Origin of the sequence: Castellaniella sp., assembly GCF_034674885.1 — a bacterium.
GTDB lineage: Bacteria > Pseudomonadota > Gammaproteobacteria > Burkholderiales > Burkholderiaceae_B > Castellaniella.
The window spans coordinates 1-22,992 of record NZ_JAUCDS010000005.1 but is presented as its reverse complement, the minus strand read 5'-3'; the positions used below and the strand labels follow the sequence as shown (position 1 = coordinate 22,992).

At 64.8% G+C, this 22,992-nt stretch carries 26 protein-coding genes and 1 tRNA gene; 19 read left to right on the top strand and 8 right to left on the bottom strand.

What is annotated here, in order from left to right; translation table 11 throughout:
- Positions 1-98 precede the first annotated feature (98 nt).
- Both VDP74_RS04870 and VDP74_RS04865 read left to right on the top strand, forming a co-directional pair.
- Entirely contained in the window at positions 99-1,544 is a 1,446-nt protein-coding gene (locus VDP74_RS04870) for a PLP-dependent aminotransferase family protein (RefSeq protein WP_322998504.1), read from the top strand.
- Positions 1,545-1,555: 11 nt separating this feature from the next.
- Entirely contained in the window at positions 1,556-2,338 is a 783-nt protein-coding gene (locus VDP74_RS04865; protein ID WP_322998503.1) for a uracil-DNA glycosylase, read from the top strand.
- On the opposite strand, the gene VDP74_RS04860 is transcribed toward VDP74_RS04865, so the two are convergent.
- Positions 2,279-3,472: a GGDEF domain-containing protein gene (locus tag VDP74_RS04860; protein WP_322998502.1), complete on the bottom strand. Its 1,194-nt coding sequence runs from the start codon at positions 3,470-3,472 to the stop codon at positions 2,279-2,281. The genes VDP74_RS04865 and VDP74_RS04860 overlap by 60 nt on opposite strands.
- Before the next feature lie 148 nt (positions 3,473-3,620).
- Between VDP74_RS04860 and VDP74_RS04855 the strand changes: the two genes are divergently transcribed.
- From VDP74_RS04855 to VDP74_RS04830, 6 genes are all read left to right on the top strand, one after another.
- Positions 3,621-3,749, top strand: coding sequence for a hypothetical protein (locus tag VDP74_RS04855; RefSeq protein WP_322998501.1), 129 nt, complete (start codon positions 3,621-3,623; stop codon positions 3,747-3,749).
- 74 nt (positions 3,750-3,823) lie between these two features.
- Complete coding sequence (locus VDP74_RS04850; RefSeq protein ID WP_322998500.1) at positions 3,824-4,537, top strand: AzlC family ABC transporter permease; 714 nt, start codon at positions 3,824-3,826, stop codon at positions 4,535-4,537.
- Complete coding sequence (locus VDP74_RS04845) at positions 4,530-4,850, top strand: branched-chain amino acid transporter permease (RefSeq protein ID WP_322998499.1); 321 nt, start codon at positions 4,530-4,532, stop codon at positions 4,848-4,850. The genes VDP74_RS04850 and VDP74_RS04845 overlap by 8 nt, the downstream gene beginning before the upstream one ends.
- A gap of 72 nt (positions 4,851-4,922) precedes the next feature.
- Positions 4,923-5,405 (top strand): YajQ family cyclic di-GMP-binding protein, encoded by a 483-nt coding sequence (locus VDP74_RS04840; protein ID WP_322998498.1) that lies wholly within the window; start codon positions 4,923-4,925, stop codon positions 5,403-5,405.
- A 160-nt stretch (positions 5,406-5,565) separates the two neighbouring features.
- On the top strand, positions 5,566-6,276 hold the full coding sequence (locus tag VDP74_RS04835; protein WP_322998497.1) for an FAD-dependent oxidoreductase: 711 nt from the start codon (positions 5,566-5,568) through the stop codon (positions 6,274-6,276).
- Between the two features lie 27 nt (positions 6,277-6,303).
- Positions 6,304-7,029 carry a type 1 glutamine amidotransferase gene (locus tag VDP74_RS04830; RefSeq protein WP_322998496.1) on the top strand — a complete coding sequence of 242 codons (726 nt, stop codon included), beginning with the start codon at positions 6,304-6,306 and terminating at the stop codon, positions 7,027-7,029.
- Here VDP74_RS04830 and VDP74_RS04825 read toward each other — a convergent pair.
- Genes VDP74_RS04825 through wrbA form a run of 4 tightly spaced genes read right to left on the bottom strand, consistent with a single transcriptional unit; the run spans position 7,026 to position 10,139 of the window.
- A complete protein-coding gene (locus VDP74_RS04825) occupies positions 7,026-7,943 on the bottom strand; it encodes a Rossmann-like and DUF2520 domain-containing protein (protein WP_322998495.1) in 918 nt (305 codons plus the stop codon). The two genes, VDP74_RS04830 and VDP74_RS04825, sit on opposite strands and share 4 nt — an antisense overlap.
- A complete protein-coding gene (locus tag VDP74_RS04820; RefSeq protein WP_322998494.1) occupies positions 7,940-8,542 on the bottom strand; it encodes a protein-methionine-sulfoxide reductase heme-binding subunit MsrQ in 603 nt (200 codons plus the stop codon). Before VDP74_RS04820 ends, VDP74_RS04825 begins: the two co-directional genes overlap by 4 nt.
- Positions 8,542-9,504, bottom strand: a complete 963-nt coding sequence (msrP, locus tag VDP74_RS04815) for a protein-methionine-sulfoxide reductase catalytic subunit MsrP (protein WP_322998493.1) — start codon at positions 9,502-9,504, stop codon at positions 8,542-8,544. Before msrP ends, VDP74_RS04820 begins: the two co-directional genes overlap by 1 nt.
- Positions 9,505-9,548: 44 nt before the next feature.
- A complete protein-coding gene (gene wrbA, locus VDP74_RS04810; RefSeq protein WP_322998492.1) occupies positions 9,549-10,139 on the bottom strand; it encodes an NAD(P)H:quinone oxidoreductase in 591 nt (196 codons plus the stop codon).
- A 173-nt stretch (positions 10,140-10,312) separates the two neighbouring features.
- Between wrbA and VDP74_RS04805 the strand changes: the two genes are divergently transcribed.
- The 7 genes from VDP74_RS04805 to VDP74_RS04775 all read left to right on the top strand — a co-directional run bounded on the left by VDP74_RS04805 (position 10,313) and on the right by VDP74_RS04775 (position 18,234).
- The gene (locus tag VDP74_RS04805; RefSeq protein ID WP_416232931.1) at positions 10,313-12,211 is read left to right on the top strand and encodes an ABC transporter ATP-binding protein; all 1,899 of its coding nucleotides are present in this window, start codon (positions 10,313-10,315) and stop codon (positions 12,209-12,211) included.
- 43 nt (positions 12,212-12,254) lie between these two features.
- Positions 12,255-12,545, top strand: a complete 291-nt coding sequence (locus tag VDP74_RS04800; protein ID WP_322998491.1) for a helix-turn-helix domain-containing protein — start codon at positions 12,255-12,257, stop codon at positions 12,543-12,545.
- 81 nt (positions 12,546-12,626) lie between these two features.
- Positions 12,627-13,859, top strand: a complete 1,233-nt coding sequence (locus VDP74_RS04795) for an MFS transporter (protein WP_322998490.1) — start codon at positions 12,627-12,629, stop codon at positions 13,857-13,859.
- A gap of 173 nt (positions 13,860-14,032) precedes the next feature.
- Complete coding sequence (locus tag VDP74_RS04790) at positions 14,033-15,061, top strand: amino acid ABC transporter substrate-binding protein (protein ID WP_322998489.1); 1,029 nt, start codon at positions 14,033-14,035, stop codon at positions 15,059-15,061.
- Between the two features lie 71 nt (positions 15,062-15,132).
- Positions 15,133-16,329, top strand: coding sequence for an amino acid ABC transporter permease (locus VDP74_RS04785; RefSeq protein WP_322998488.1), 1,197 nt, complete (start codon positions 15,133-15,135; stop codon positions 16,327-16,329).
- Complete coding sequence (locus VDP74_RS04780) at positions 16,326-17,438, top strand: amino acid ABC transporter permease (RefSeq protein ID WP_322998487.1); 1,113 nt, start codon at positions 16,326-16,328, stop codon at positions 17,436-17,438. The genes VDP74_RS04785 and VDP74_RS04780 overlap by 4 nt, the downstream gene beginning before the upstream one ends.
- A 34-nt stretch (positions 17,439-17,472) precedes the next feature.
- Positions 17,473-18,234, top strand: a complete 762-nt coding sequence (locus VDP74_RS04775) for an amino acid ABC transporter ATP-binding protein (RefSeq protein WP_322998486.1) — start codon at positions 17,473-17,475, stop codon at positions 18,232-18,234.
- Positions 18,235-18,333: 99 nt separating this feature from the next.
- Here the strand turns inward: VDP74_RS04775 and VDP74_RS04770 are convergent, their stop codons facing one another.
- Positions 18,334-19,326, bottom strand: coding sequence for an HNH endonuclease (locus tag VDP74_RS04770; RefSeq protein ID WP_322998485.1), 993 nt, complete (start codon positions 19,324-19,326; stop codon positions 18,334-18,336).
- Positions 19,327-19,554: 228 nt separating this feature from the next.
- Here VDP74_RS04770 and VDP74_RS04765 point away from each other — a divergent pair, with 228 nt between their 5' ends.
- The 3 genes from VDP74_RS04765 to VDP74_RS04755 all read left to right on the top strand — a co-directional run bounded on the left by VDP74_RS04765 (position 19,555) and on the right by VDP74_RS04755 (position 20,495).
- Positions 19,555-19,692 carry a hypothetical protein gene (locus tag VDP74_RS04765; protein WP_322998484.1) on the top strand — a complete coding sequence of 46 codons (138 nt, stop codon included), beginning with the start codon at positions 19,555-19,557 and terminating at the stop codon, positions 19,690-19,692.
- A gap of 194 nt (positions 19,693-19,886) precedes the next feature.
- The gene (locus tag VDP74_RS04760; protein WP_416232930.1) at positions 19,887-20,201 is read left to right on the top strand and encodes a type II toxin-antitoxin system RelE/ParE family toxin; all 315 of its coding nucleotides are present in this window, start codon (positions 19,887-19,889) and stop codon (positions 20,199-20,201) included.
- A 9-nt stretch (positions 20,202-20,210) separates the two neighbouring features.
- On the top strand, positions 20,211-20,495 hold the full coding sequence (locus VDP74_RS04755) for a HigA family addiction module antitoxin (RefSeq protein ID WP_416232929.1): 285 nt from the start codon (positions 20,211-20,213) through the stop codon (positions 20,493-20,495).
- Between the two features lie 51 nt (positions 20,496-20,546).
- On the opposite strand, the gene VDP74_RS04750 is transcribed toward VDP74_RS04755, so the two are convergent.
- Both VDP74_RS04750 and VDP74_RS04745 read right to left on the bottom strand, forming a co-directional pair.
- A tRNA-Leu gene (locus VDP74_RS04750) sits at positions 20,547-20,631 on the bottom strand.
- Between the two features lie 42 nt (positions 20,632-20,673).
- Positions 20,674-21,666: a GlxA family transcriptional regulator gene (locus VDP74_RS04745; RefSeq protein ID WP_322998482.1), complete on the bottom strand. Its 993-nt coding sequence runs from the start codon at positions 21,664-21,666 to the stop codon at positions 20,674-20,676.
- Positions 21,667-21,911: 245 nt separating this feature from the next.
- On the opposite strand from VDP74_RS04745, the gene VDP74_RS04740 reads away from it, so the two are divergent.
- Positions 21,912-22,992 (top strand): L-serine ammonia-lyase (locus VDP74_RS04740; RefSeq protein ID WP_322998481.1); only part of this gene is annotated, 1,081 nt, incomplete at its 3' end.

The window sequence follows — 22,992 nt, the reverse complement described above, 5'->3', positions numbered from 1 at the left end:
GCTCAGTACCGATTGAGCAGACACTATGCCGCCCGAATCTTGTCCCTGCCAGATACAGTCTGGTACAGTACGCTGAAACTGTACTGGTTTTATCGGATATGCCCCACCCCACTGCCAAGGCCGGCCGTACCCGCCACGTCATGCAATACGTGCACCAGCGCATCGCGGCCCGCGAGTGGCAGCCTGGCGCGCGCCTGCCGTCCCTGCGGTCCATGGCACGCCACCAGGGCGTGTCCAAATCCACGGTGGTCGAGGCCTACGAACGGCTGGTGGCCAACGGCACGATCCGCCCCCAGGCCGGATCGGGATTCTACGTCGCCGGTCCGCTGGCGCCGCTGACGCTGGCGGAAATCGGCCCGCGCCTGGATCGGCAGGTCGACCCCCTGTGGGTCGCCCGGCAGTCGCTGGACGTGGGCGCCCAGGCGCTGAAGCCCGGCTGCGGCTGGCTGCCCGCCGACTGGATGCCCACGGAACTCATCCGCGCCGCACTGCGGCAGGCCGCGCGCGACCCTGCCGCCACGCTGACGGACTACGCGGCTGCGCTCGGACTTCCTGCTCTGCGGACAACCATCGCGCAGCAGCTGTCGCAACGCGGCCAGCCGGTGGATCCGCGACAGGTGCTGGTGACGGATTCCGGCACCCAGGCCATCGACCTGCTGTGCCGCTTCCTGATCCGCCCCGGAGACACGGTCCTGGTGGACGATCCCTGCTATTACAACTTCCTGGCCCTGCTGCGCGCCCACCAGGCCCACATCGTCAGCGTTCCCTACCAGCCCGATGGCCCGGACATGGCACGCTTTCGCCAGGCAGTCGCCGAATATCGGCCCAGGCTGTATCTCAGCAATTCCGGTCTGCACAATCCCACTGGCGCGACCTTGTCCCACCCCAAGGCACGCCAGATCCTGGATCTGGCCAGAGCCCACGACATGATCCTGGTGGAAGACGATATTTTCAGCGCCTTCGAGCCGGCGCCATCCACCCACCTGGCCAGCCTCGACGGACTGGACCGGGTGATCCAGGTCGGCAGTTTTTCCAAGACGCTGTCAGCCAGCCTGCGATGCGGCTACCTGGCGGTGCGCGCGGACTGGATCGACGCCCTGGCCGACCTGCGCACGGCCACGACATTTTCCGGCGCATGGCTGACCCAGTCCATCGTCAGCCACGTGCTGCAGGATCCTGCCTGGCCGCGCCACATCGGCCTGCTGCGCCAACGCCTGGCTCAGGCCATGGGCCGCGCCGTACCCCTGCTGCGGGCACTGGGGCTGGAGCCCTGGCGCGTGCCGCCCGGGGGCATGTTCCTGTGGTGCCGCCTGCCCGACGCCCTGGACGGCACCCGGCTGGCCTCGCTGGGCCTGCAGCAGGGCCTGGTCCTGGCGCCCGGCAACGTCTTCAGCCTGTCCCAAGGCGCCGACGCCATGCTGAGATTCAATGTGTCGCAGATGGACGATCCCCGCCTGCCCGGCCTGTTGGCCACCCTGATGGACCAGGCAGGCGGCGGGGCGCATACTGCCGGCATCCCCGAATCCCCCACTGTCACACCATAGCCCCACTGACCATGAACGACCCGCATTCCACCGAAGTCCTCAATGCGTTCACAGGATCTTTGCGCACGCAGGTCGAATCCCTGCCGCCCGCCTGGCGCACTGCGCTGGAAGCGCCTCATCTTCAGGGCGTTCTGTCCCGCCTGGACGCCATGCTGGCCGAACGGCTGGCTGCAGGCGCGCAGATCTTTCCCCTGCGGCCGTTTCGTGCCCTGATCGAAACCCCGCCCGAAGCCGTGCAGGTGGTCATCGTGGGGCAGGATCCCTATCACGGCCCTAACCAGGCCCAGGGCCTGGCCTTTTCAGTTCCCGACTTCTGCCCCACGCCGCCCAGCCTGCGCAATATGTTCAAGGAACTGGCCCAGGAATACGGGGAACCGTCCCAGCCGCCGCGCAACAGCCTGGTGCGCTGGGCGCGGCAAGGGACCCTGCTGCTGAACACATCCCTGACGGTGGAGGCGCATCAACCCGCATCCCATGCGAAGAAAGGCTGGGAACACATCACGGATGCCCTGATCATGCGGGTGTTGCGCGAACCCCGCCCCAAGGTGCTGCTGCTGTGGGGCTCGCATGCCCAGGCCCGCCGCCAGCTACTGGAAATGCAGGCCCCGGCCGGCCCCGTCCAGGTGCTGATGGCCAATCACCCGTCGCCCCTGTCGGCCCTGCGCCCGCCACGCCCGTTCATCGGCTGCGGTCATTTCCAGCAGGCCAACGAATGGCTGCAGTCCCAGGGGGAATCAGGCATCGACTGGATGCTCGCCAAGTCGCCCCCGGCCGCTGCGGGCTATGGCGGCTGAGAACCCGGCTTCCGGCGCCGCCACCGGCCACAGGCGGATGCAATCACGCCCATCGGTCTTGGCCGCATACAGGGCCTGGTCGGCCCGCGCCAACAGGCGGTCCAGGTCGTAGCCGACCTGGCGCGAACAGGCGATCCCGATACTGACCGTCAGACGGCACGGCAAGGCGTCGGCCTGCGCGGACAACAGACTACGCAGGCGGGCCGCCAGATCCTGCGCCCCCAAAGGCCCTAGATTGACGGCCACGACGACGAACTCTTCGCCCCCCAGACGGGCGTGCAGGGATTGGCCGCCGGCAGCTTGCTGCAAGACGCGGGCGAAACAGGCCAGCACGCGATCACCGGCGTCATGGCCGAAACGGTCATTGACCTGCTTGAACCAGTCCAGATCGCACATCAGCACGGCAACGTCGGACCCCGCCGCGCCGGCCTGCGCCAGCAGGGCCTGGCCTCGCTCAAACAAGGCCCGGCGATTGGGCAGGCCGGTCAGGGCATCGTGCAAGGCAGCGTGGCGGTAGTTCTGTTCGGCCCGCGCCCGCACCATCATCAGAATGCTGAAGGACAGGCAGATCGCGAAGAACAGGCCCTCGAACATGACCAGCGCAAAATCCGGCCAGTTCTGCCACACGACCTGCTGGGCAGGCGCAGGCGGAATCCGGTACATGTAGAACAGGCCATGGAGAGCCAGGAAGGCCATCAGCGGGGATGCCGCCCTGGAATGACGCCGCCATTCGGTCCAGGTTTCCGCCAGCGCCGCACCGATGTACCCCAGGCACAGTATCGAATACAGCGCCACGCGAAGATCGGCGTCGGCCATGAACCTGGGCCACTGGGCCAGCAGCAGCCAGGCGAGCGCGCCGGCCAGCAACCAGCGCCCGGACACCGGCCGGCCGGCGAAGACCCGCATGCTGGTCCACAGGCAGGCATGGCCGGTGATCATCAGCATGTTGGTGACGACGATGGACAAAGCCAGCAGATCCGCGTATTCGCGCATCACGCCCAGCAGGAATCCCAGGCACGCCAGCCACATCCCCGCGCCCGCCCACAACAGGGTCCGGTCGCGCTTCACCTGGAACGCCGCCAGAAACGTCAAGCCGCCTGTCAGGAACAGGACGAAGGCAACGACGATCAGCATGGTCCGCGGATCAAGATTCACCATCAGAGGCTTGCCCCTTCACAAAAATCGCAGGCAAGTCACGACAAAGCGCCACACGCCAACACTCACAATCTGTATCAAGTCACTATGATATAGGGCTTGGAGATCTTCCACCCGCCTTTCACGCATGAACGTTCACTTCGACCTGGTCTACGCCGCCGTGCTGGCGGGCGCCCTGATGCACGCAGTCTGGAACGCCCTGGTCAAAGGCAGCGACGACACCTGGCTGAGCGCCGCGCTGCTGCGCCTGGCGTAGGCGGCATCCAGGCCCTGCGGCCGATCCGTATAATGGCCGGACCCGCGCCATCGCGGGCCGCGACGATGTCCCCCATGCCACAGAATTCCAGAACCTCCCCATTGTCCATTCCCAGCCTGACGGCGCCAGTCGCCATGGGCTATGTCCCGCTGGGCGCCGTCTTCGGATTCCTGTTCGTCCAGGCGGGCGGCAGCGCCTGGCTGGCGATTGCTTCCAGCCTGCTGATCTACGCGGGGGCGGCACAATTCATGATGGTGCCTATGCTGGCGGCAGGCCTGCCGATCGGCGCCATCGCCCTGGCCACCCTGGTGCTGAACCTGCGCCACGTGTTCTACGGACTGTCGCTTTTGAATCACATGCCCGTGACCCGCTGGCAGCGCTGGTATGGCATTTTTGCCTTGACCGACGAGAGCTATTCCGTGCTGACCGCCCTGCCCCCCCAGGCCCGCGCCCAGCGCATGGCGCTGGTCTGCGCCCTGAACCAGGGGTGGTGGGTGCTGGGCACGGTGCTGGGGGTTGTATTGGGCGCCCAGGTCCAGATCGGCCTGACCGGACTGGATTTCGTGCTGGCTGCCCTGTTCGCCGTCCTGGCTGTCGAGCAGTGGCGCGCGCGCCACGACGTGCTGCCTATCTGGATCGCGCTGGCTGCCTACGCCCTGGCGCTGTGGCTGCTGCCCGCCCAGGCGCTGGCGCTGGCCATCGCCCTGAGCCTGCTGGCCGCCGCTCTGCGGCCCGCCAGGGCCCCGCTGCACGCCGCCGCTTCGAATACGCAGGCGCCCCATGACTGAGACCGGCTACGTCCTGACCGTCATCGGCGTCATGGCCGCCATCACCCTGGGCCTGCGGGCGCTGCCCTTCATCGGCGGGCACTGGCTGCGCCGCCACCCCCTGGTGCACAAGCTGGGCGACTCCCTGCCGCTATCCATCATGGTGCTGCTGCTGGTCGATACGGTCGCCGGCCAGGCGCGCGGCAACCCCTATGGACCCTGGCAGGAAATCGCCGCCGTAGCGCTGGTCGTGCTGCTGCAGTGGCGCACCCGGCAGACCCTGCTGAGCATCGTCGCCGGCACAGCCGCCTACATGGTGCTGCGGGCACTGTGACTCCAGGTCCGCAGCACCTGACCGAACACCCTCTACAATCGGGGAATCGCTTTTCAGCCTCAGGATGCCTCCATGCCCAGCTTTGACGTTGTTTCCGAAGTCGACAAACACGAACTCTCCAATGCCGTCGATCAAGCCAGCCGCGAACTGGCGACGCGATTCGACTTCAAGGGCACGGACGCCCGCTTTGAACTGGACGGCTATGTGATCAACCAGTCCGCCCCCAGCGCCTTTCAGCTGGGCCAGATGCTGGACATCCTGCGCGGGCGCCTGTCGGCGCGCAGCATCGATGTGCGCTGCCTGGACGTCGCCGCCCCGCTGGAAAACCTGGGTGGCGCCCGCCAGAAAGTCACGGTCCGCCAGGGCATCGAACAGGCCACGGCCAAAAAACTGATCGCCGCCATCAAGCAGGCCAAGCTGAAGGTCGAGACCCAGATCAACGGCGACAAACTACGCGTCACCGGCAAAAAGCGCGACGACCTGCAACAGGTCATCGCCCTGCTGCGCAAGACCGATGTGGAATTGCCGCTGCAGTATCAGAATTTCCGCGATTGAACTGCGCGCCGGCCCGCCCGGCGCTACGCTGCGATACCCCTGACGCCATCTCCTGAAAGCCCACAATACGGGTGTGCCCGACCTATACTGTTGACGGACGTTCCGCCTGGTACGACGAGAACACGCAGTTTTGATCGACCGAACAACAAGAGGGCACGCCATGACGACATACGATGTCAAGCTCATCAGCAAACGGGAAGTGGCTGAAGGCACGATGGAATTCACGCTGGAAAAGCCACCCGGACTCGATATCCGCGCAGGCCAGTTCTGCGACGTGAAACTGCCCAGTCCCGAAGGCACGCCCAAGCACGACGGCATGCACGGGTTTTCCTTCGTCAATGCCCCGTTCGAACCCCACGTGGCGGTCGCCACGCGGATGCGCGGCACACCGTTCAAGGAAGCCTTCAAAAAAACGCCGGACGGCACCATGGTCAAGCTGATCGCGCCGTTCGGGGACTTCACCCTGCATAAGACCGAATCCGTGCCGGCCGTGTTCATCATCGGCGGCATCGGCATCACGCCTGTGCGCAGCATGATCGCGCAGGCGCTGCATGACAAGACCCGCCACCAGTTGACGCTGATCTACGCCAACCGCACGCCAGCGCAGGCGGCCTACACCGCCGAACTTCAGCAGTGGGCCCGCGAACACGCGAACTTCACCTTCATCCCGGTCTACACCCAGGCCCAGGCGGACGGCGCGGAACACGGTCGTGTCGACGGCGACATGATCCGCCGCCACGTGTCCGATCTGGCGACACCCCGGTTCTATCTGGCAGGCCCCGAAGGCATGGTCAAGGCCACACGGGCGCTGCTGATCGATATCGGCGCCAACGAAGACAACATCCGCGCCGAAGAATTCGAAGGCTATTGATTTTTCCAGGACTCTTTCGCATCACCCATGAAGATCGGCTTACTGCAATGCGACGACGTCGCCCCGGCCCTGATCGGGCCGCACGGCAACTACCCCGACATGATCCAGACCCTGTTGCGGGCGGTCGACCCGGACACACAGTTCCAGGTCTTCGCCTGCCACCAAGGCCAGTTGCCTGATCACACCGCCAACGTGGACGGATGGGTCACCACTGGATCGAAATGCGGCGCCAACGACGATGCGGACTGGATCGCACGCGTGTCGGACTTCATCCGCGTACTCTGGCAGACTCGCCAACCCCTGGTGGGCATCTGCTTCGGACACCAGATGATCGCCAAGGCGCTGGGCGGCCGGGTGGAACGCGCCGCCCTGGGCTGGGGTCTGGGGGCCTACCAGACCACGCTGGAACAGCAGGAACCCTGGATGACACCCTGGCACTCGCAGGAACTGCAGTTGCTGGCCAGCCACCAGGACCAGGTGGTCGAACTGCCGCCTCAGGGTCGCGTGCTGGCGGGCAGCGGCTTTTGCCCCATCTACATGATGCAGGTGGGCGACACCTGCCTGGGCATCCAGGGACACCCGGAATTTTCCCGCGCCTACCTGGAAGACCTGCTGGACACCCGCCGCGACCGCATCACCCCGGAACGCCTGCTGGCGGCCCGGCACAGCCTGCGCGGCTCGACGGACGACCTGCTGGTCGGCCGCTGGATCCTGAACTTCATCCGGTCCGTGCAACGGCAACGCGCAGACTAGGCATCCGAGGCCGGTGGTTCTTGCAGCATCCGGCCCAGTTCACGCACCTGCGACTCATCCAGCCGACCCGCTGCCTGGGCCAGCGCAACCCCGCGCACGCACAGGCGATCATACAGATCGCGCATGGCCGGATCCACGGCCTGCAACGCCTGCCGATGCAATCGCACAGTGCCGGCATCTCCGCGCGACACGGGGCCGGGCATGCCGCCCGCCACGCCGCTGCGGGCCACTGACGCCAGCGTCCCGCGCAACAGGGGCAGCAAGGCATCCAGCGCCTGCTGTTCGGTCGCGCCCCAGGATTGCCACAGGCGCACAGCCTCGGCCAGCAGCACATGCACGTGCTGCGAGGCATAGCCCCCCGAGGCGTGATAGCGCGCCCGCGCGCCCGGCGGCAGCGTCAGGCCGGCGCACCCCAGGCGCTGCGCCAGCGCCTGCAGCCAGGCGCCCAGCGCGGGTTCGGCGGCCTCGATCGCCACGGTGCAGCCCGGCAGGCTGCGCACCGCCGCCTGCGGATCGGGGCCGAACGCCTGCATGGGATGGAAGCCGCCGATCCAGGCACCCGCATCGGCGGCCGGCTGCAGCACCGCCACGGGCGTCGCGCCGCTGCAATGCACCACCCCCTGGCCTGCATGCCAGGCGACCGTCCCGGCCACGCCGGAAATCGCGGCGTCCGGCGTGGTGATGAACACCAGATCGCACTGATCGGCCACGGCCTGAGGATCGCAGGCCACGCAGGACGGCAGCATCGCGGCCATGGCGCCGGCGCCTGCGGGGCTGCGGCTGCCGACCCGCGCCACCGGCACGCCGGCCTGCTGCAGCGCCAATGCCAGGGCCTGGGCCAGGCGGCCGGCGCCGATGAAGCCCAGTTCCAGATCTGCCAACTGCACAGCCGGGCTGGATGCGGAAGTCGTCACGGATGTCTCTCTTTTCTGGCCCGCTGCCACCAGACCAGGCGCATGCCCAGCAGGATGGCCAGCATCACGGCATACAGGCGCGGTTCAAGGAAATCGTTCTTGCCCGCCCGCATCCACTCGAAATGCAGGACGGACAGCATGGCAGCTGGATAGACCAACCAGTGCAGGCGCTTCCACCCGCGCCCCAGACGCCGCATCCAGCCCCGGGTGGAAGTCAGGGCCAGCGGCAACAGCAGCAGCACGGCCAGCGTTCCCACGCCGATGAAGTCCCGCTGCCAGATGTCCATCCACATGGCCGCAGGCACGCCACCCCGATCCCAGATGGCCCAGGCAATCACGTGCAGCACCGTGTAGAAAAAGGCATATAGCCCCAGGGCCCGCCGATGCTTCACCAGCTGCCCCCAGCCGGCCAGGCGGCGCAAGGGTGTCACGCACAGCACGATCCACAGCAAAGCCAGCGCCCAGATGCCGGACGAGCGGGTCAGGAACTCCTGCGGATTCACGCCCAGGCCGCCATCGAACCCCAGCACGATCCAGCGCAGCAAGGGAAACAGGCCCAGCCCGTGAATACACACCGTCAGCCAAGCACTGGAGCGCATCAGAAGTTCTGCCGCAGGTCCATGCCGGCATACAGGGCGGCGACCTCGTCCGCATAGCCGTTGAAAGGTCGCGTCTGCAGACGGGGCGCGAAAAAGCCCGAACCGATCCGCTGTTCGGTGGCCTGGCTCCAGCGCGGGTGCGGCACGGCCGGATTGACGTTGGCGTAAAAGCCGTATTCCCGGGGCGCGGCCCGCATCCAGCTTGTGACCGGGGGTTCGGATTGCAGACGGATGTGCACCAGGGATTTGGCGGACTTGAAACCGTATTTCCACGGCACGATCACCCGCAGCGGGGCGCCGTTCTGCGCCGGCAATTCGCGACCATACACACCGAAGGTCAGCAGCGTCAGCGGATGCATGGCTTCATCCATGCGCAGGCCTTCTGTGTAGGGCCAATCCAGGATGCCCTGGCGGACTCCCGGCATGACATCGGGCTGCAGGGCGGTGGTGAACACCACATAGCGGGCGTCGGGCGTCGGCCCGACCTGTTTCAACAGATGCGACAGCGAATAGCCGATCCAGGGAATGACCATGGACCAGGCCTCGACGCAACGCAGCCGGTAAATGCGTTCTTCCAGAGGCGCCAGCCGGCGCAGGTCGTCAATATCCAGCGTCATGGGGTGCTGCACCGCGCCGTCGATCTTCACGGCCCAGGGCTGCAAGGCCATGCGCCCGGCATGGGCGGACGGATCGCCCTTGCCCGTACCGAATTCATAGAAATTGTTGTAGGTGGTGATGTCGCGCCAGCCATTGGGTTTTTCGGTCGTGGACCAGCGCGCATCCAGCGGGGCCTTAAGTACCGGCCCGACCGGACTCTCGTCGTCGGCAGCGCGCGCCAGCCCGGCGGCCCCCAGCGCCAGGGATCCCAGCGCGGCCTGCTGCAACCACCGTCGCCGTCCGATCCAGACGGACTCGGGCGTGATCTCGGACGGTGGAATGAAGGATCCCTGTGTCGTGCGCATGATGTTCTGCCTCCGGGCCGCAAGCGCCGCCGGCCCTGTTCCATTTACCCCAGTTTTTCCGCGAACTGCACCAGGCGGCGGGCCTGGTAGCCGATGGCGGCCTTTACATCGTCGGTGAACGGCGTGCCCTGGGTATGGCTGTAGCCGTACGGATTGCCGCCGACTTTGAAGATGGACGGATCGGTGAAGCCGGGCGCCACGACAATGCTGCCCCAATGGCAGACCGTGGCATAGAAGGACAGGATGGTGGCTTCCTGCCCGCCATGCGCATTCTGCGCCGACGACATGGCCGACACCGCCTTGTTGGACAGACCGCCCTTGGACCAGACACCGCCCAGCGTATCGATGAAGGCGCGCATCTGGCTGGCCATGACACCGAAACGCGTGGGGCAGGAAAACAGATAGGCATTGGCCCATTCCATATCGGCCGCAGTGACGGCCGGAATGTCGGCGGTCTTGTCGGCCTGTGCCTTCCAGGCTTCTTGGCTGGCCACCACCTGGGCCGGAGCGGTTTCCGGCGCCTTCAGCAGCCGGACTTCGGCGCCTGCGGCCTGTGCGGCCTGTGCGGCGATGGACGCCATCTGATGATTGGTGCCATAGGTGGAGTAGTAGATGACAGCAAGCCGAACGCTCATGCGAATCTCCTGAAAGGTTCAGATCGGGGCCGCGGTTTGGGCGGCTTATTGACTGTACGCCAAATTGATCCGGGTGTCGTGCGCCGCTTGGTCAGCATCTGTGAACGGCCCGCCGCCATCCAGAGGCGACGGTACGGCAAGCTGCAACCGCGTAGAATGGGCGCAACCACACCATGCGCTTCGCTGCCCTCTTCACCCCCCTGTTTCGCTGGTTCGAGTCCCGGATCGCCGTTTTCCAGGAACCGGACGAACGCATGCCGCCGACGTCGGTGGGGCGCTTCTATGCCTTTTACCTGGCACAGGTCTGGCCGATCTTCCTGGCCATCCTGATCGTCGGCCTGGGCGTGGCCTCGATCGAAGTCGCCCTGTTCGGCTTCATCGGCCGCATCGTGGACCTGGCCAAGGAAATCCCCGAACCCGGATTTTTCAGCCGCCACGGGCGTGAACTGCTCTGGATGGCGCTGATCACGGTCGTCGCCCGCCCGGTATTCAGCGGCCTGCACAACCTGCTGGTCAACCAGACCGTCGTCCCCAACCTGACCAATCGCATCCGCTGGCAGAACCACCGCTACGTGATCCGCCAGAGCCTGGGATTCTTCCAGAACGATTATGCCGGCCGGGTCGCCAACCGCATCCTGCACACAGGCGACGCGTTGCGGGAATCCGCCGTCCAGCTGGTGGACGCGCTGTGGTACGTGGTGGTCTACACCGGCAGCGCCATGGCCCTGTTCGCGCACGCGGACTACCGGCTGGCCCTGCCGCTGATCGCGTGGCTCGTCATCTACGCCGCCTTGCTGCGGGTCTGCGTGCCGCTCATGAAGGACCGGTCCTGGCAGGCCTCGGCGGCGGCCTCGAAGCTGATGGGCCGCATCGTGGACGGCTACGGCAACATCCTGACGCTGAAACTCTTTTCCCGCCGCCGGCACGAGGAAGCCTACGTTGCCGAAGCCCTGGCCGAGCAGACCGACAAGCTGGCCCGCATGACCCGCATCACGACCGCGCTGGACGCCGGCGTCACGGCCCTGAACAGCCTGCTGATCGCCGGAACGTCGGGGCTGGCGCTGTGGCTCTGGAGCCGGGGCGAAGTCACGGTGGGCGACATCGCGCTGTCCACCGGCCTGGTCATCCGCATCAGCAACATGTCGGGCTGGGTCATGTCGGTCGTCAACAGCATCTTCGCCAATGTCGGCGCGGTGCAGGACGGCATCACCTCGATCTCGCAGCCCAGGGCCGTGCAGGATGCCGTCGAAGCGTCGCCGCTGCGCGTCACCGCAGGCGCCTTGCGCCTGGACGACGTGCATTTCCACTACGACCCGGGGCACCCGGTCTTCACCAGCCTGAACCTGAGTATCCGGGGCGGGGAGAAAGTCGGTCTGATCGGTCCGTCCGGCGCCGGGAAATCCACCCTGGTCAGCCTGCTGCTGCGCCTGCACGACATCCACCAGGGCCGCATCACGATCGACGGGCAGGACATCGCGGGCGTCACCCAGGAAAGCCTGCGCTCGCAGATCGGCGTGGTCACGCAGGATACTTCCCTGCTGCACCGCTCGATCCGGGACAACATCCTGTACGGCCGGCCCGATGCGACCGAAACGCAAATCCTGCAGGCCATCCGCAAGGCCCAGGCCGACGATTTCATCCCGGATCTGGTCGATCGGGACGGCCATCGCGGCCTGGACGCCACCGTGGGCGAACGCGGGGTGAAACTGTCGGGTGGACAGCGTCAGCGCATCGCCATCGCCCGCGTGCTGCTGAAGGACGCCCCGATCCTGGTGCTGGACGAGGCCACCAGCGCCCTGGATTCAGACACCGAGGCCGCCATTCAGGACAGCCTGGACGCCCTGATGCAAGGCAAGACCGTGATTGCCATCGCGCACCGGCTGTCGACCATCGCCCGCATGGACCGCCTGATCGTGCTGGACCAGGGCCGCATCGTCGAAACCGGATCCCACGCGGAACTGCTGGCCCGGGGCGGGCTCTATGCGCACCTGTGGCGGCGCCAGACCGGCGGCTTCATGGCGTCGGACAAGGTGACCGGCATGCCGGACGAAGGCAGGCACCAAACAATTTGACGATTTGCGATATGTCGTCTAATATTTCGCCATGGACCTGGACTTGGCACTCAAAGCACTGGACAACACCCACCGGCGCACCGTACTGGCGGCAATGCGGGATCCGCGCAGGCACTTCCGGCCTGTCGGCGGCACCGACCCCTTGGCCGATGGCGTCTGCGTCCTGCAGATTTCGGAACTGCTGGGCGTCAACCAGTCCACGGCATCGACCTATATGTCGTTGCTGCGCGACGCGGGCCTGGTGTCGGCGGCTCGCGTCGGCAAATACACGCGCTACAAGAGAAATGAACAGGCGGTGGCCGAGGTCGCCTCTGCCATTGTCCGGGAACTCTGAGAACCTCTCTTGATCACCTGTTTTCATTCCGTTATTTTTGACCAAATACATCGATAATTATCAAATCATAGATATGTAGTCATGAAAATTCCTACCCAGTACCAGATCCTGCTGCTCGCGATGACGACCTTCGTGGCAGGAGCCAACGAATACATCCTGGCCGGCATCCTGGACCTGGTGGCCCCGGGCCTGGGCGCCCCCGTCTCGCTCACCGGTCAGTTGATCACCCTGTATGCCTTCGTCTACGGCCTGTGTGTGCCGATCGTCATTGCCCTGACCAGTCACATCGGCCGGCGCACCGTCATGATCACCGCCATGACGATATATGGCCTGGCCAGCCTGCTGACGCTGCCGGTGAGCGACTTCTGGACCTTCATTCCGGTGCGCATCATCCAGGCGCTGTCGGGCGGCACGGCGGTGGTCACCGCCCTGTCCACCGCCGCCACGCTGGCCGGCTCGCAGCGCCAGGGGCGGGCCATCGCCACCGTGATCATGGGCTTCACCGCTTCGCTGATCGTGGCAGTGCCGATCGGCCGGGAGATCGCCCTGCGTTTTGGCTGGCACGCGGTTTTTCCCCTGGTCGGTCTCCTGAGCCTGCTGACGGCGCTGAGCCACCGCTTTGTCCTGCCCGCCCTGAGCCCGGCCGCTTCGATCCCGCTGCGCGAGCAGCTGGCCCTGGTCCGGCGCCCGGCAGTCCTGGGGGGATTGCTGGTGACCGTGCTCTGGATGGCCGGATACGTCATGACCTACAGCTATCTCACGCCCTACCTGATCGAGGTCCAGCATCTGCCCGGCGCCTGGATCAGCCCGGTGCTGCTGGTATTCGGCATGTCCAGCCTGATCGGCTCCAGGCTGGGGGGCAGCCGCACCGATCGGCACGGCTTTCACTCGACCCTGACGAGGTCGAAACTGCTGCAGATGGCCTTCCTGGTCGCCTTGCCGCTGGCCGCGTGGCTGGCACCCGCCGGATCCCTGGCCACGACGACCCTCATCCTGGTGCTGTGGTCCATATCGGCCTGGGCCGCCGGCCCGGCCCAGCAGGTCAGGGCCGCTGCGCTCGTCCCGGGCGCCCAGGGTGTCCTGGTGGGGCTCAACCAATCGGCCATGCAGATCGGAATCGCAACCGGCACGGCCCTGGGCGGCATCGTCGCGCAGACCATCGGCCTGGCAGACCTGCCCTGGCTGTCGGCCACCCTGATCCTGCTCTCGCTGGCTCTGATGGCGATCCTGCGCGGCCGGGCGACGCACAGCCGCGCAAGTGTCGGCGCGGGCCTGCTGGCCGACGGGCAGGACACGCGATCCCCGGTCCTGTGACATCCACCGGGGTTTCTCCTCGCTTTTCCTTTGAAGCCTGCAGTCCTATGATGTACCACCGGCCCAGGGCCGGTGCGGCGGCAGTGCCCACCCTGCGCTCGCCGGCATGGCGGACATGATCACAGAATGAACATCGGCTGCTTCGTCACTTCAAAACACGAGGAGACTCATCTATGCGCACCACAACACTCAAGGCGGCACTGACCGTCATCACGCTGGGACTGGCAGGAACCTTCACGGCCAGCGCCTCGGCGGCCACCCTGGCCGACGTCCAGCAGCGCGGCTATGTCCGCTGCGGGGTCAACACAGGCCTGCCGGGGTTCGCCGCGCCCGACGACAAGGGCCAGTGGGCGGGCCTGGACGTCGATTTCTGCCGCGCCGTCGCAGCCGCCGTGCTGGGCGACGCCACCAAGGTCCAGTTCTCGCCGCTGCCCGACAAGGAACGCTTCACCGCGCTGCAGACCGGCGCCATCGACCTGCTGGCGCACAACGCAACCTGGACGCTGACGCGGGATGCGGAACTGGGCGTCAGCTTCACCGGCGTCACGTTCTATGATGGCCAGGGCTTCATGGTGAAGAAATCCCTGGGTGTCGACCACATCAAGGACCTGTCCGGCGCCACGGTCTGCACGATCACCGGCACCACCACCGAACTGAACCTGGCCGACTACTTCCGCGCGCACAAGATGAAGTACACGCCGCTGGTGGTCGACAATACGGCGGCATCCATCACCGCCTTCAAGGACGGCCGCTGCGACACCCTGACATCCGATTCGTCCCAGCTGGCCGCCCTGCGCGTCAAACTTCCCAACCCGGAAGACGCCGTCATCCTGCCGGAACTGATCTCCAAGGAACCGCTCAGCCCCGCCGTGGCCAAGGGCGACGCACAATGGGACACCCTGGTCCGCTGGACCTACTACTCCATCATTCGTGCCGAGGAACTCGGGGTGACTTCCAAGAACGTCGACGAGATGATGAAATCGGATAACCCGCTGATCCAGCGCCTGCTGGGCACCGCCGATCACATGGGCCAGAAACTGGGCCTGAAGGACCAGTTCGCCTACAACGTCATCAAACAGGTGGGCAACTACGGCGAGATGTTCGACCACACGGTCGGCGCCAACGGCCAGCTGGGCCTGAAACGCGGGGTCAATGCGCTGTGGACCGATGGTGGCCTGATGTACGCCATGCCGCTGCGCTGATCCAGGCTTTCGGCCAGTTCCTCTGTCGACTCGTGCCGCCGGGCCTGGCCTGCGCGGCACGCCCCGCCCCCATGACAAGCACCTCCACATCTTCCCCGCACGCGCCGGCCCGACGATGGCGCAACGACCCGCACATCCGCGCCATCCTGTTCCAGGCGATCGCCCTGGGCCTGGTCGTCTGGCTGGGCTGGGCGCTGTTCGACAACACGCTGACCAACATGCAGGCCCGTGGCATCAACACGGGCTTCGGCTTCCTGGAAAACCAGGCCGGTTTCGGCGTGCTGTTCTCGTTGATCCCCTACAACGAGAGCATGAGCTATTTCCGCGTGTTCCTGGTCGGCCTGCTCAATACCCTGCTGGTGTCGGCCATCGGCGTCGTGCTGGCCACCATCCTGGGCTTCATCATTGGCATCGCGCGCCTGTCGAGCAACTGGCTGGTGTCCAAGATCGCGCTGGCCTACATCGAGATTTTCCGCAACATCCCGCTGCTGCTGCAGATCTTCTTCTGGTATTTCGCGGTCATCCGCGGCCTGCCCAGCGCCCGCAACAGCCTCAGCGTGCTGGACATGGCCTACCTGAACAACCGGGGCATCTATCTGCCTGCCCCGCAGCCCGACACCGGCTTCGGCTTCGTGGTCCTGGCCTTCGCACTGGCCATCGTGGCCAGCCTGGCCTGGTCTGCCCACGTCCGCCACAGGCAGGAACGCACCGGCCGCCGGCTGCCGGTCTTCTGGGTCAACGCCGCCCTGATCATCGGACTGCCGGCCCTGGTCTTCCTGGGCCTGGGCATGCCGCTGCACTGGAGCATCCCCGTCCTGCACGGATTCAACTTCGGCGGCGGGATGGCGTTCATCCCGGAATTGGGCGCGCTGCTGCTGGCCCTGACCATGTTCACCGCAGCCTTCATTGCCGAGATCGTGCGGTCGGGCATCGAATCCGTCAACAAAGGCCAGCGCGAGGCCGCATCCGCGCTGGGCCTGCGCCCCGGCCGATCGCTGCGCCTGGTCATCATCCCGCAGGCCCTGCGCGTCATCATTCCGCAACTCACCACGCAGTACCTGGACCTGTTCAAGAACTCATCCCTGGCGACCGCCATCGGCTACCCGGACCTGGTCGCCGTGTTCATGGGCACCACCCTGAACCAGACCGGCCGCGCGGTGGAAATCGTGGCTATGACCATGGGGGTGTACCTGTCGATCAGCCTGCTGATTTCCCTGGGCATGAACTTCTACAACCAAAGGATCGCCTTGCGAGGGGGGCGCTCATGACGACGCACCTGGACGTTCAGGCCGCAGCCCCCGACCTGCCACCCCCAAAATCCGAAGTCGGGATCCTGGGCTGGCTGCGCAAGAACCTGTTCTCGACCTGGTACAACGGCCTGCTCACGCTGCTGCTGGCCTATATCCTGATCCAGGTGCTGGTCCCATTCCTGGATTGGTCCATCATCGATGCCCGATTCCTGGGCACGTCCGAAGCCGACTGCACGCGGGGCGCCGCCTGCTGGGTGTTCGTCAGCCAGCGCCTGGGGTTCTTCATCTACGGCTTCTACCCGGATTCCGAACTCTGGCGCGCCAACATCGTCTTCGCCATGATCGCGATCTGTTTCGCGCCGCAGATGATCCCCGGCTTTCCGGGACGCAAGGCGCTGCTGATCCTGGGCTTCACGGTCTTGCCCATCGCCGGCTTCATCCTGATCTACGGCGGGCTGTTCGGGCTGCCGGTCGTGGCCACCAACAAATGGGGCGGCCTGATGCTGACGCTGGTGCTGGCCTATTCCGGCATGGTGGCATCCCTGCCCATCGGCATTCTCCTGGCGCTGGGCCGGCGTTCGCACATGCCTGCCATTCGCGGCCTGTCGGTGGCCTTCATCGAGCTGTGGCGCGGCGTGCCACTGATCACCGTGTTCTTCATGGCCTCGGTGATGATCCCCCTGTTCCTGCCGCAGGACGTCACCTTCGACAAACTGCTGCGGGTCTTCATCGGCATGAGCTGCTTCTGGGGGGCGTACATGGCTGAAATCGTGCGCGGCGGCCTGCAGGCGATCTCGCCAGGCCAGTACGAAGCCGCCGATGCCCTGGGCCTGGGCTACTGGAAGAAGATGATCCTGATCATCCTGCCCCAGGCCCTGAAGACCGTGATCCCGGGCATCGTCAACACCCTGATCGCCCTGTTCAAGGACACCACCCTGGTCCTCATCATCGGCCTGTTCGACATCCTGGGCACGATCCAGTCCACGATCTCCGACCCCGCCTGGGGCGACGTGACGACGGAAGCCTACCTGTTCGTGGCCGCCATCTTCTTCGTGTTCACCTTCGGCCTGTCCCTGTACAGCCGCAACCTGGAACGCAAGCTGCGAGCCGGGTCCGACGACAGATAACCCCAAGCGCGAACCTCTGAATCCCGTAAAGACCATGCCCAGTGAAACCGCCACCCCGAAAGAAACCGTCATCCACGTCGAAGGCGTGCACAAATGGTACGGGCAGTTCCATGTCCTGAAGGACATCAACCTGACCGTGCAGCGTGGCGAACGCATCGTGATCTGCGGGCCTTCCGGGTCAGGTAAGTCGACCTTCATCCGCTGCATCAACCGCCTGGAAGAACACCAGCGCGGCCGCATCAGCGTCGATGGCGTGGAACTGACGGCCGACGTCAAGGACATCGAACTGATCCGCAGCCGCGTCGGCATGGTGTTCCAGCAGTTCAACCTGTTCCCCCACCTGACGGTCATGCAGAACTGCTGCCTGGCCCCGATGTGGGTCAGCAAAATCCCCCGGCGCGAAGCCGAGGCCACCGCCATGGAATACCTGAACCGCGTGCGGATTCCCGACCAGGCGCACAAGTTCCCGACCCAGCTGTCCGGCGGCCAGCAGCAGCGCGTGGCGATCGCGCGGGCGCTGTGCATGAAACCCGACGTGATGCTGTTCGACGAGCCCACGTCCGCCCTGGACCCGGAAATGATCAAGGAAGTCCTGGACGTCATGATCGAACTGGCTCAGTCCGGCATGACCATGCTGTGCGTGACCCACGAGATGGGGTTCGCCCGGACCATCGCTGATCGGGTGATCTTCATGGACAAGGGCCAGATCATCGAGGAAGCGCCGCCGGCGGAATTCTTTTCCCAGCCCAAGAGCGCGCGCACGAAACTGTTTTTGGAACAGATTTTGCATCATTGAGGGGCAAGCCTGCCCTGACGCACACTGCGGACCACCCTGGTCAGGAGATGAGGCAAGCCAAAGGTCTTCTACCGCCCAGGCCTACACGGAATTTCCGCGTCACCCAGCATGCCCCATGAACCTGGACATCAACAGAACATTTTCCCGGTGGAATTCCAGATACTTGCGCTGCCCGGCGGAAAACGCGCCCACATTGGGCGGACGCTGGGGATCCAGCCCCATGCGGACCAGTGACTCTTGATGAGCAACCGGCGAGACAATCGTCTGCCCATTGTTATCAAACCCAATGAACCCCCTATCGAACAAATGGTCCATGCTGGGCGTCAACAGCAAGCCATTCTCACCATCCAGGCGCTCTTCGTTGCTGGCATCCCGCCAGGGCTTGCAATGACTAGCGCGCAGGTGCTCCTCACGATCAACACCTGTAATGCGGCATGCATGTTCCAAGGCCATGACGCGCTTTTTGAACAAGCCCTGCCCACGACGGGCAAGAATGATGGCCTGCCTCTCCGTATCTGCCAATGTCGCATCTGCTTGGATCTGGACAAGCTCGTGCTCTTCCCACTGCACAAGCCCTACCCCAGAAGAGGCGTAAGTTGGCTGCTCCTCGGCCACGTACTGCTGAGTCACCAAGCCGCGAGCCTCCGCCCCCAGCATGTCAACCAGAGCTGCGGCAAAAGCCTCCGGCAAGCGCGTCAGATACACACCTTGCAGGCCCACACCGTTGGCGCGCAAAGGAGCATATTTCGCAGGCAGATGCGGTGCCAACACCGCCATGTGATCAACAGGCCTGGCGGGCAATCGCAACTGGTGAAACTTGACGTCTATACGCCAGCCGATGTGGTGCCAATACGCCCCTGCCTGTCCGAATTCCAATGGTTTAGGGGCTTCGTAGGCATGCGAGGCCGCAATTCCAATGGCTCGGATATAGGCGTCGCAAAAGGAAAAAATGATATCGCCCGGCATGACCTCACGCATGAAGTCATAGAAGGGATTCTGGGCGTGGTTCGCCTTGCGTTTGGGCGACCAGAGATAGCCGCCAGGGACCTCGTGGCGGTATGTTTGATTCTGATTGACCCACCAATAACGCATATGTGGCTGCTTAGGCGGTGGAAGGAAGACGGAGGTTTCACTGTAGCATCTGAATGAGGCCAGAACCACTAGCCCCAACCCATACGATTCCAAGAGCCCGACGCCTAAGCATCCCTGGCCGAGAATAGGATATAACCCATGGATTTGACATAACACAATAATACTGATATTTTATACAGCAATAGTGGCGGCACACGGTGTGCTGCCACGTTGCTTTGGGAGAACACCATGTCAACACCTAAACGTGTCGCCTGGAAGGATATCGTCGCGCCGCCGCTCAACTGGAAAGCCCCAAAGATATCCGACCAAGAATCCAAATCCGGCGAGAACAAACAAGACAAGGAAGAGCAAGACTCTGACAAGTAAGCATCTTGTCGCCGGGTAGAACCAGCAAAAAGGCCGTCTCTGTGCAAACAGGGACGGCCTTTCTAAATTGGCGGAGGGCCGAAATGGTAATCCCCCCACTCAATCAATGCGCCCCCTCCGCTCCGCCCGGCGCGCCGCCTCAGCAGCCCACATCGCGCTGAAGATCTCATTCTTCCCTTGTTTGTCGTGTAGCGATGCTATACACTACACGAATGATCAGGAGCTTCCGACACAAAGGCCTCCAGGCCTTCTTCGAGACGGGATCGAAGGCTGGCATCCAGGCCAAGCACGTAGCGCGACTACACGTGCAACTGACCACCCTCAACGCGGCCATCGACCCTCAAGATATGAACGCTCCCGGATGGAAGCTGCACAAGCTTTCTGGAGCCAACCCAAAGGGCCAGCCAGTTCAAGATCACTGGTCCGTGTCGGTCAGCGGTAACTGGCGCCTCACCTTCTACTTCGAAGGCGTGGACGCCGTTCTGGTGGACTACCAGGACTATCACTAGGAGAACATCATGCGTATGCACAATCCAGCACACCCAGGCCTGGCACTGCGCGAATTCTTGGGCGATCTGACCGTCACAGAAGCGGCAAAACGCCTGGGCGTCACTCGCACCGCTCTGTCCCGCATCCTCAACGGTTCTGCTGGTATCTCGGCAGACATGGCTCTACGGCTTCGTGACGCTCTGGGAACCAGCGCCGAAATGTGGATCAACATGCAGGCTCAGTACGACCTGTGGCAGGCCAAGCAAAAACCCCGACCTGCCGTTGTGTCGTTCCGAGAGCCTGCGCATGCGTGAGGATCGCCGCCCGTAGGCGGCCTCCGGTTGAATCTTCAGAGGGTTTTTGAGTGGTGCCCGGGGCCGGAATCGAACCGGCACGCCTTGCGGCGGGGGATTTTGAGTCCCCTGCGTCTACCAATTTCACCACCCGGGCGGGTTCGGGGCGGCAGATCGCTGCCCCGGAAATGGATCGCCATTATACGGTGTTTTTGGGCGGATCCGCCTGACGTCGCCATACCCCCGGGGACAAACCGTATTCCGCCCGGAAGCTGCGCCCCATGTGCGCGGCGTCGGCGAAGCCGCAGTCGGATGCGACGGCGGCGATGCTCTTGTCGGTCTGGCGCAGCATCCAGGCGGCCAGGCGCAGGCGCACGATACGGGCGTAGGCTTGGGGAGTGGTGCCCAGGTGCTGGCGGAACAGGCGCTGCAGCTGGCGCGGGGACAGGCCCAGGCGCCCCGCCAGGTCGTCCAGGCCCAAGGCCTGGCCAGCGTACTGCTGGATCAGCAGGACCGCCCGGCGCACAGCGGGGGGGCTGTCGGCCGGCACGTCGGGCGGCGGGGGTTGCACCTGGCGGTGGGGTTCGCCGGCCTGGATCTGCAGCAGGCGCAGGGCGCGGCGGATATCGGCCTGGGGCAGGTAGCGGCTGAGGATACGCACGGCCACGTCGGTGACGGCGGGGCCGCCTACGCAGCTGATGCGCCGCCGGTCGAAGGCGGCAGGCTGATCCGTGACCAGTTCATCCGGGCCAAAGGCCGGATATCGTTCCGTGAATTCCCGATAGAGGCTGCTGCTGACGGACAGGCGGTGGCCTGCCATCACGCCCGCCTGGGCCAGGGTGAAGACACCATTGCACAGGCCCACCAGGCGGCGCCCGCCCCGGGCGGCCTGCCGCAGCCAGGCCAGCAGCGCAGGACCGGGCGGATCCTGCGGCTGCTGCGGGCCGCCCACGACCACGATGTAATCGAAACGCAAGGGGTCCCCCAGCAGATCGGAGGGCACGACCTGCACACCACTGGCGCACCGCACGGGAATCAGGGTGTCGGCTACGACTTCCCAGGAACATGGGCCGGGGGTGTCAGTCTGGGCATCCAGCAGACCCAGCAGGTCGGCGAATGCGGCAAACGCGCCCAGTGCGAACTGGGGCAGCAGGACAAAACCTAGCCGGACGGAGATGGCATCAGGCGCCATTATGTCGTTTTTATTCATTTAACTTATTTATTGGTCGTTTTTATTCTATTAAACCAAACCCTGATAAAACAGCAATTAAAGGTCATAAGCCTGAAATACTCATGATTGGATAAAAAATACCTGATGAATGTCGTTTTCATTCAAGCCATATTTTGCCAAATCACTAGAATCTCAGGCAAGCAGGGAATGCCCACCCCCCCCCGGTGGCGCACCGATTCCCCACACCTATCGCACAAGAGACAAGCATGGCCTTATCCGTTTTCGACATCTTCAAGATCGGCATCGGTCCGTCCAGTTCCCACACAGTGGGCCCCATGCGGGCCGCCCGCAATTTCGCCCGCAATCTGGACGCGCGCGGGCTGCTGGACCAGGTGTCCAGCCTCTCCATCCACCTGTACGGATCCCTGGCGGAAACCGGCGCGGGCCACCGCACCGACATGGGCATCATGCTGGGCCTGATGGGCGAGGCCCCCGACACTGTGGACCCGGCTGCCATCGGCGAACTGATCGGCGCCGTGATCCGCGACAATCGCCTGGCCCTGTGGAACCACCACACGATCGCGTTCGACCCCAAGACCGTGTTTTCCGGACGGGTGCAGCCCCTGCCGGAACACCCCAACGGCATGCGCTTCATCGCCCTGAACGCCCAGGGCCGCACCGTGCTCGACGAACGGTACGTATCCATCGGCGGGGGCTTCATTCGCGCGCTGGACAGCATCGAGACCGACGAGACCGTGCCCGAGCACGAGCCCATGCCCTACCCCTTCGCCAATGCGGCCGAACTGATGGACCAGTGCGCCCGCCACGGGCTCACCATCCCCCAGTTGATGATGGCCAACGAAACCACGCTGCGAACGGAAGTTGAAGTCCGCGCAGGGGTCCTGCGCATCGCCCGGGTCATGGACGACGCCATCGATAGGGGTTGTGGCCTGCAGGGCGGTTTCGCCGACGAGATCCTGCCCGGCGGGCTGAAGGTCCGACGCCGGGCGCCGGCCCTGTACCGGGAATTGAAAGCCAAATCCGGCGAATCCCGGACCCCCTGCCCCGCCAGCCCGGACGACGTGATGTTCGCCATGGACTGGGTCAATCTGTACGCCATGGCCGTGAACGAGGAAAACGCCGCCAGTGGCCGAGTGGTCACGGCGCCGACCAACGGGGCCTCGGGACTGCTGCCGGCGGTGCTGCGCTACTACCGCACCTTCATCCCCGGCTGGTCCGAAGACGGTGTAGTGGATTTCCTGCTGACGGCGGCCGCCATCGGTTTCCTGTATAAGGAAAACGCCTCGATTTCCGGGGCCGAGGTCGGCTGCCAGGGCGAGGTCGGCG

Excerpts from the sequence above, each read along its gene's own strand:
- VDP74_RS04805 (WP_416232931.1), top strand. The coding sequence starts at position 10,313 with ATGCGCTTCGCTGCCCTCTTCACCCCCCTGTTTCGCTGGTTCGAGTCC.
- VDP74_RS04770 (WP_322998485.1), bottom strand. The coding sequence starts at position 19,326 with ATGCGTTATTGGTGGGTCAATCAGAATCAAACATACCGCCACGAGGTC.
- VDP74_RS04855 (WP_322998501.1), top strand. The coding sequence starts at position 3,621 with ATGAACGTTCACTTCGACCTGGTCTACGCCGCCGTGCTGGCGGGCGCC.
- VDP74_RS04785 (WP_322998488.1), top strand. The coding sequence starts at position 15,133 with ATGACAAGCACCTCCACATCTTCCCCGCACGCGCCGGCCCGACGATGG.
- VDP74_RS04860 (WP_322998502.1), bottom strand. The coding sequence starts at position 3,472 with ATGCTGATCGTCGTTGCCTTCGTCCTGTTCCTGACAGGCGGCTTGACG.
- VDP74_RS04840 (WP_322998498.1), top strand. The coding sequence starts at position 4,923 with ATGCCCAGCTTTGACGTTGTTTCCGAAGTCGACAAACACGAACTCTCC.
- VDP74_RS04775 (WP_322998486.1), top strand. The coding sequence starts at position 17,473 with ATGCCCAGTGAAACCGCCACCCCGAAAGAAACCGTCATCCACGTCGAA.
- VDP74_RS04790 (WP_322998489.1), top strand. The coding sequence starts at position 14,033 with ATGCGCACCACAACACTCAAGGCGGCACTGACCGTCATCACGCTGGGA.
- VDP74_RS04865 (WP_322998503.1), top strand. The coding sequence starts at position 1,556 with ATGAACGACCCGCATTCCACCGAAGTCCTCAATGCGTTCACAGGATCT.
- VDP74_RS04765 (WP_322998484.1), top strand. The coding sequence starts at position 19,555 with ATGTCAACACCTAAACGTGTCGCCTGGAAGGATATCGTCGCGCCGCCG.
- VDP74_RS04845 (WP_322998499.1), top strand. The coding sequence starts at position 4,530 with ATGACTGAGACCGGCTACGTCCTGACCGTCATCGGCGTCATGGCCGCC.
- msrP (WP_322998493.1), bottom strand. The coding sequence starts at position 9,504 with ATGCGCACGACACAGGGATCCTTCATTCCACCGTCCGAGATCACGCCC.
- VDP74_RS04780 (WP_322998487.1), top strand. The coding sequence starts at position 16,326 with ATGACGACGCACCTGGACGTTCAGGCCGCAGCCCCCGACCTGCCACCC.
- VDP74_RS04760 (WP_416232930.1), top strand. The coding sequence starts at position 19,887 with ATGCTATACACTACACGAATGATCAGGAGCTTCCGACACAAAGGCCTC.
- VDP74_RS04795 (WP_322998490.1), top strand. The coding sequence starts at position 12,627 with ATGAAAATTCCTACCCAGTACCAGATCCTGCTGCTCGCGATGACGACC.
- VDP74_RS04830 (WP_322998496.1), top strand. The coding sequence starts at position 6,304 with ATGAAGATCGGCTTACTGCAATGCGACGACGTCGCCCCGGCCCTGATC.
- VDP74_RS04870 (WP_322998504.1), top strand. The coding sequence starts at position 99 with ATGCCCCACCCCACTGCCAAGGCCGGCCGTACCCGCCACGTCATGCAA.
- wrbA (WP_322998492.1), bottom strand. The coding sequence starts at position 10,139 with ATGAGCGTTCGGCTTGCTGTCATCTACTACTCCACCTATGGCACCAAT.
- VDP74_RS04755 (WP_416232929.1), top strand. The coding sequence starts at position 20,211 with ATGCGTATGCACAATCCAGCACACCCAGGCCTGGCACTGCGCGAATTC.
- VDP74_RS04745 (WP_322998482.1), bottom strand. The coding sequence starts at position 21,666 with ATGGCGCCTGATGCCATCTCCGTCCGGCTAGGTTTTGTCCTGCTGCCC.
- VDP74_RS04850 (WP_322998500.1), top strand. The coding sequence starts at position 3,824 with ATGCCACAGAATTCCAGAACCTCCCCATTGTCCATTCCCAGCCTGACG.
- VDP74_RS04820 (WP_322998494.1), bottom strand. The coding sequence starts at position 8,542 with ATGCGCTCCAGTGCTTGGCTGACGGTGTGTATTCACGGGCTGGGCCTG.
- VDP74_RS04835 (WP_322998497.1), top strand. The coding sequence starts at position 5,566 with ATGACGACATACGATGTCAAGCTCATCAGCAAACGGGAAGTGGCTGAA.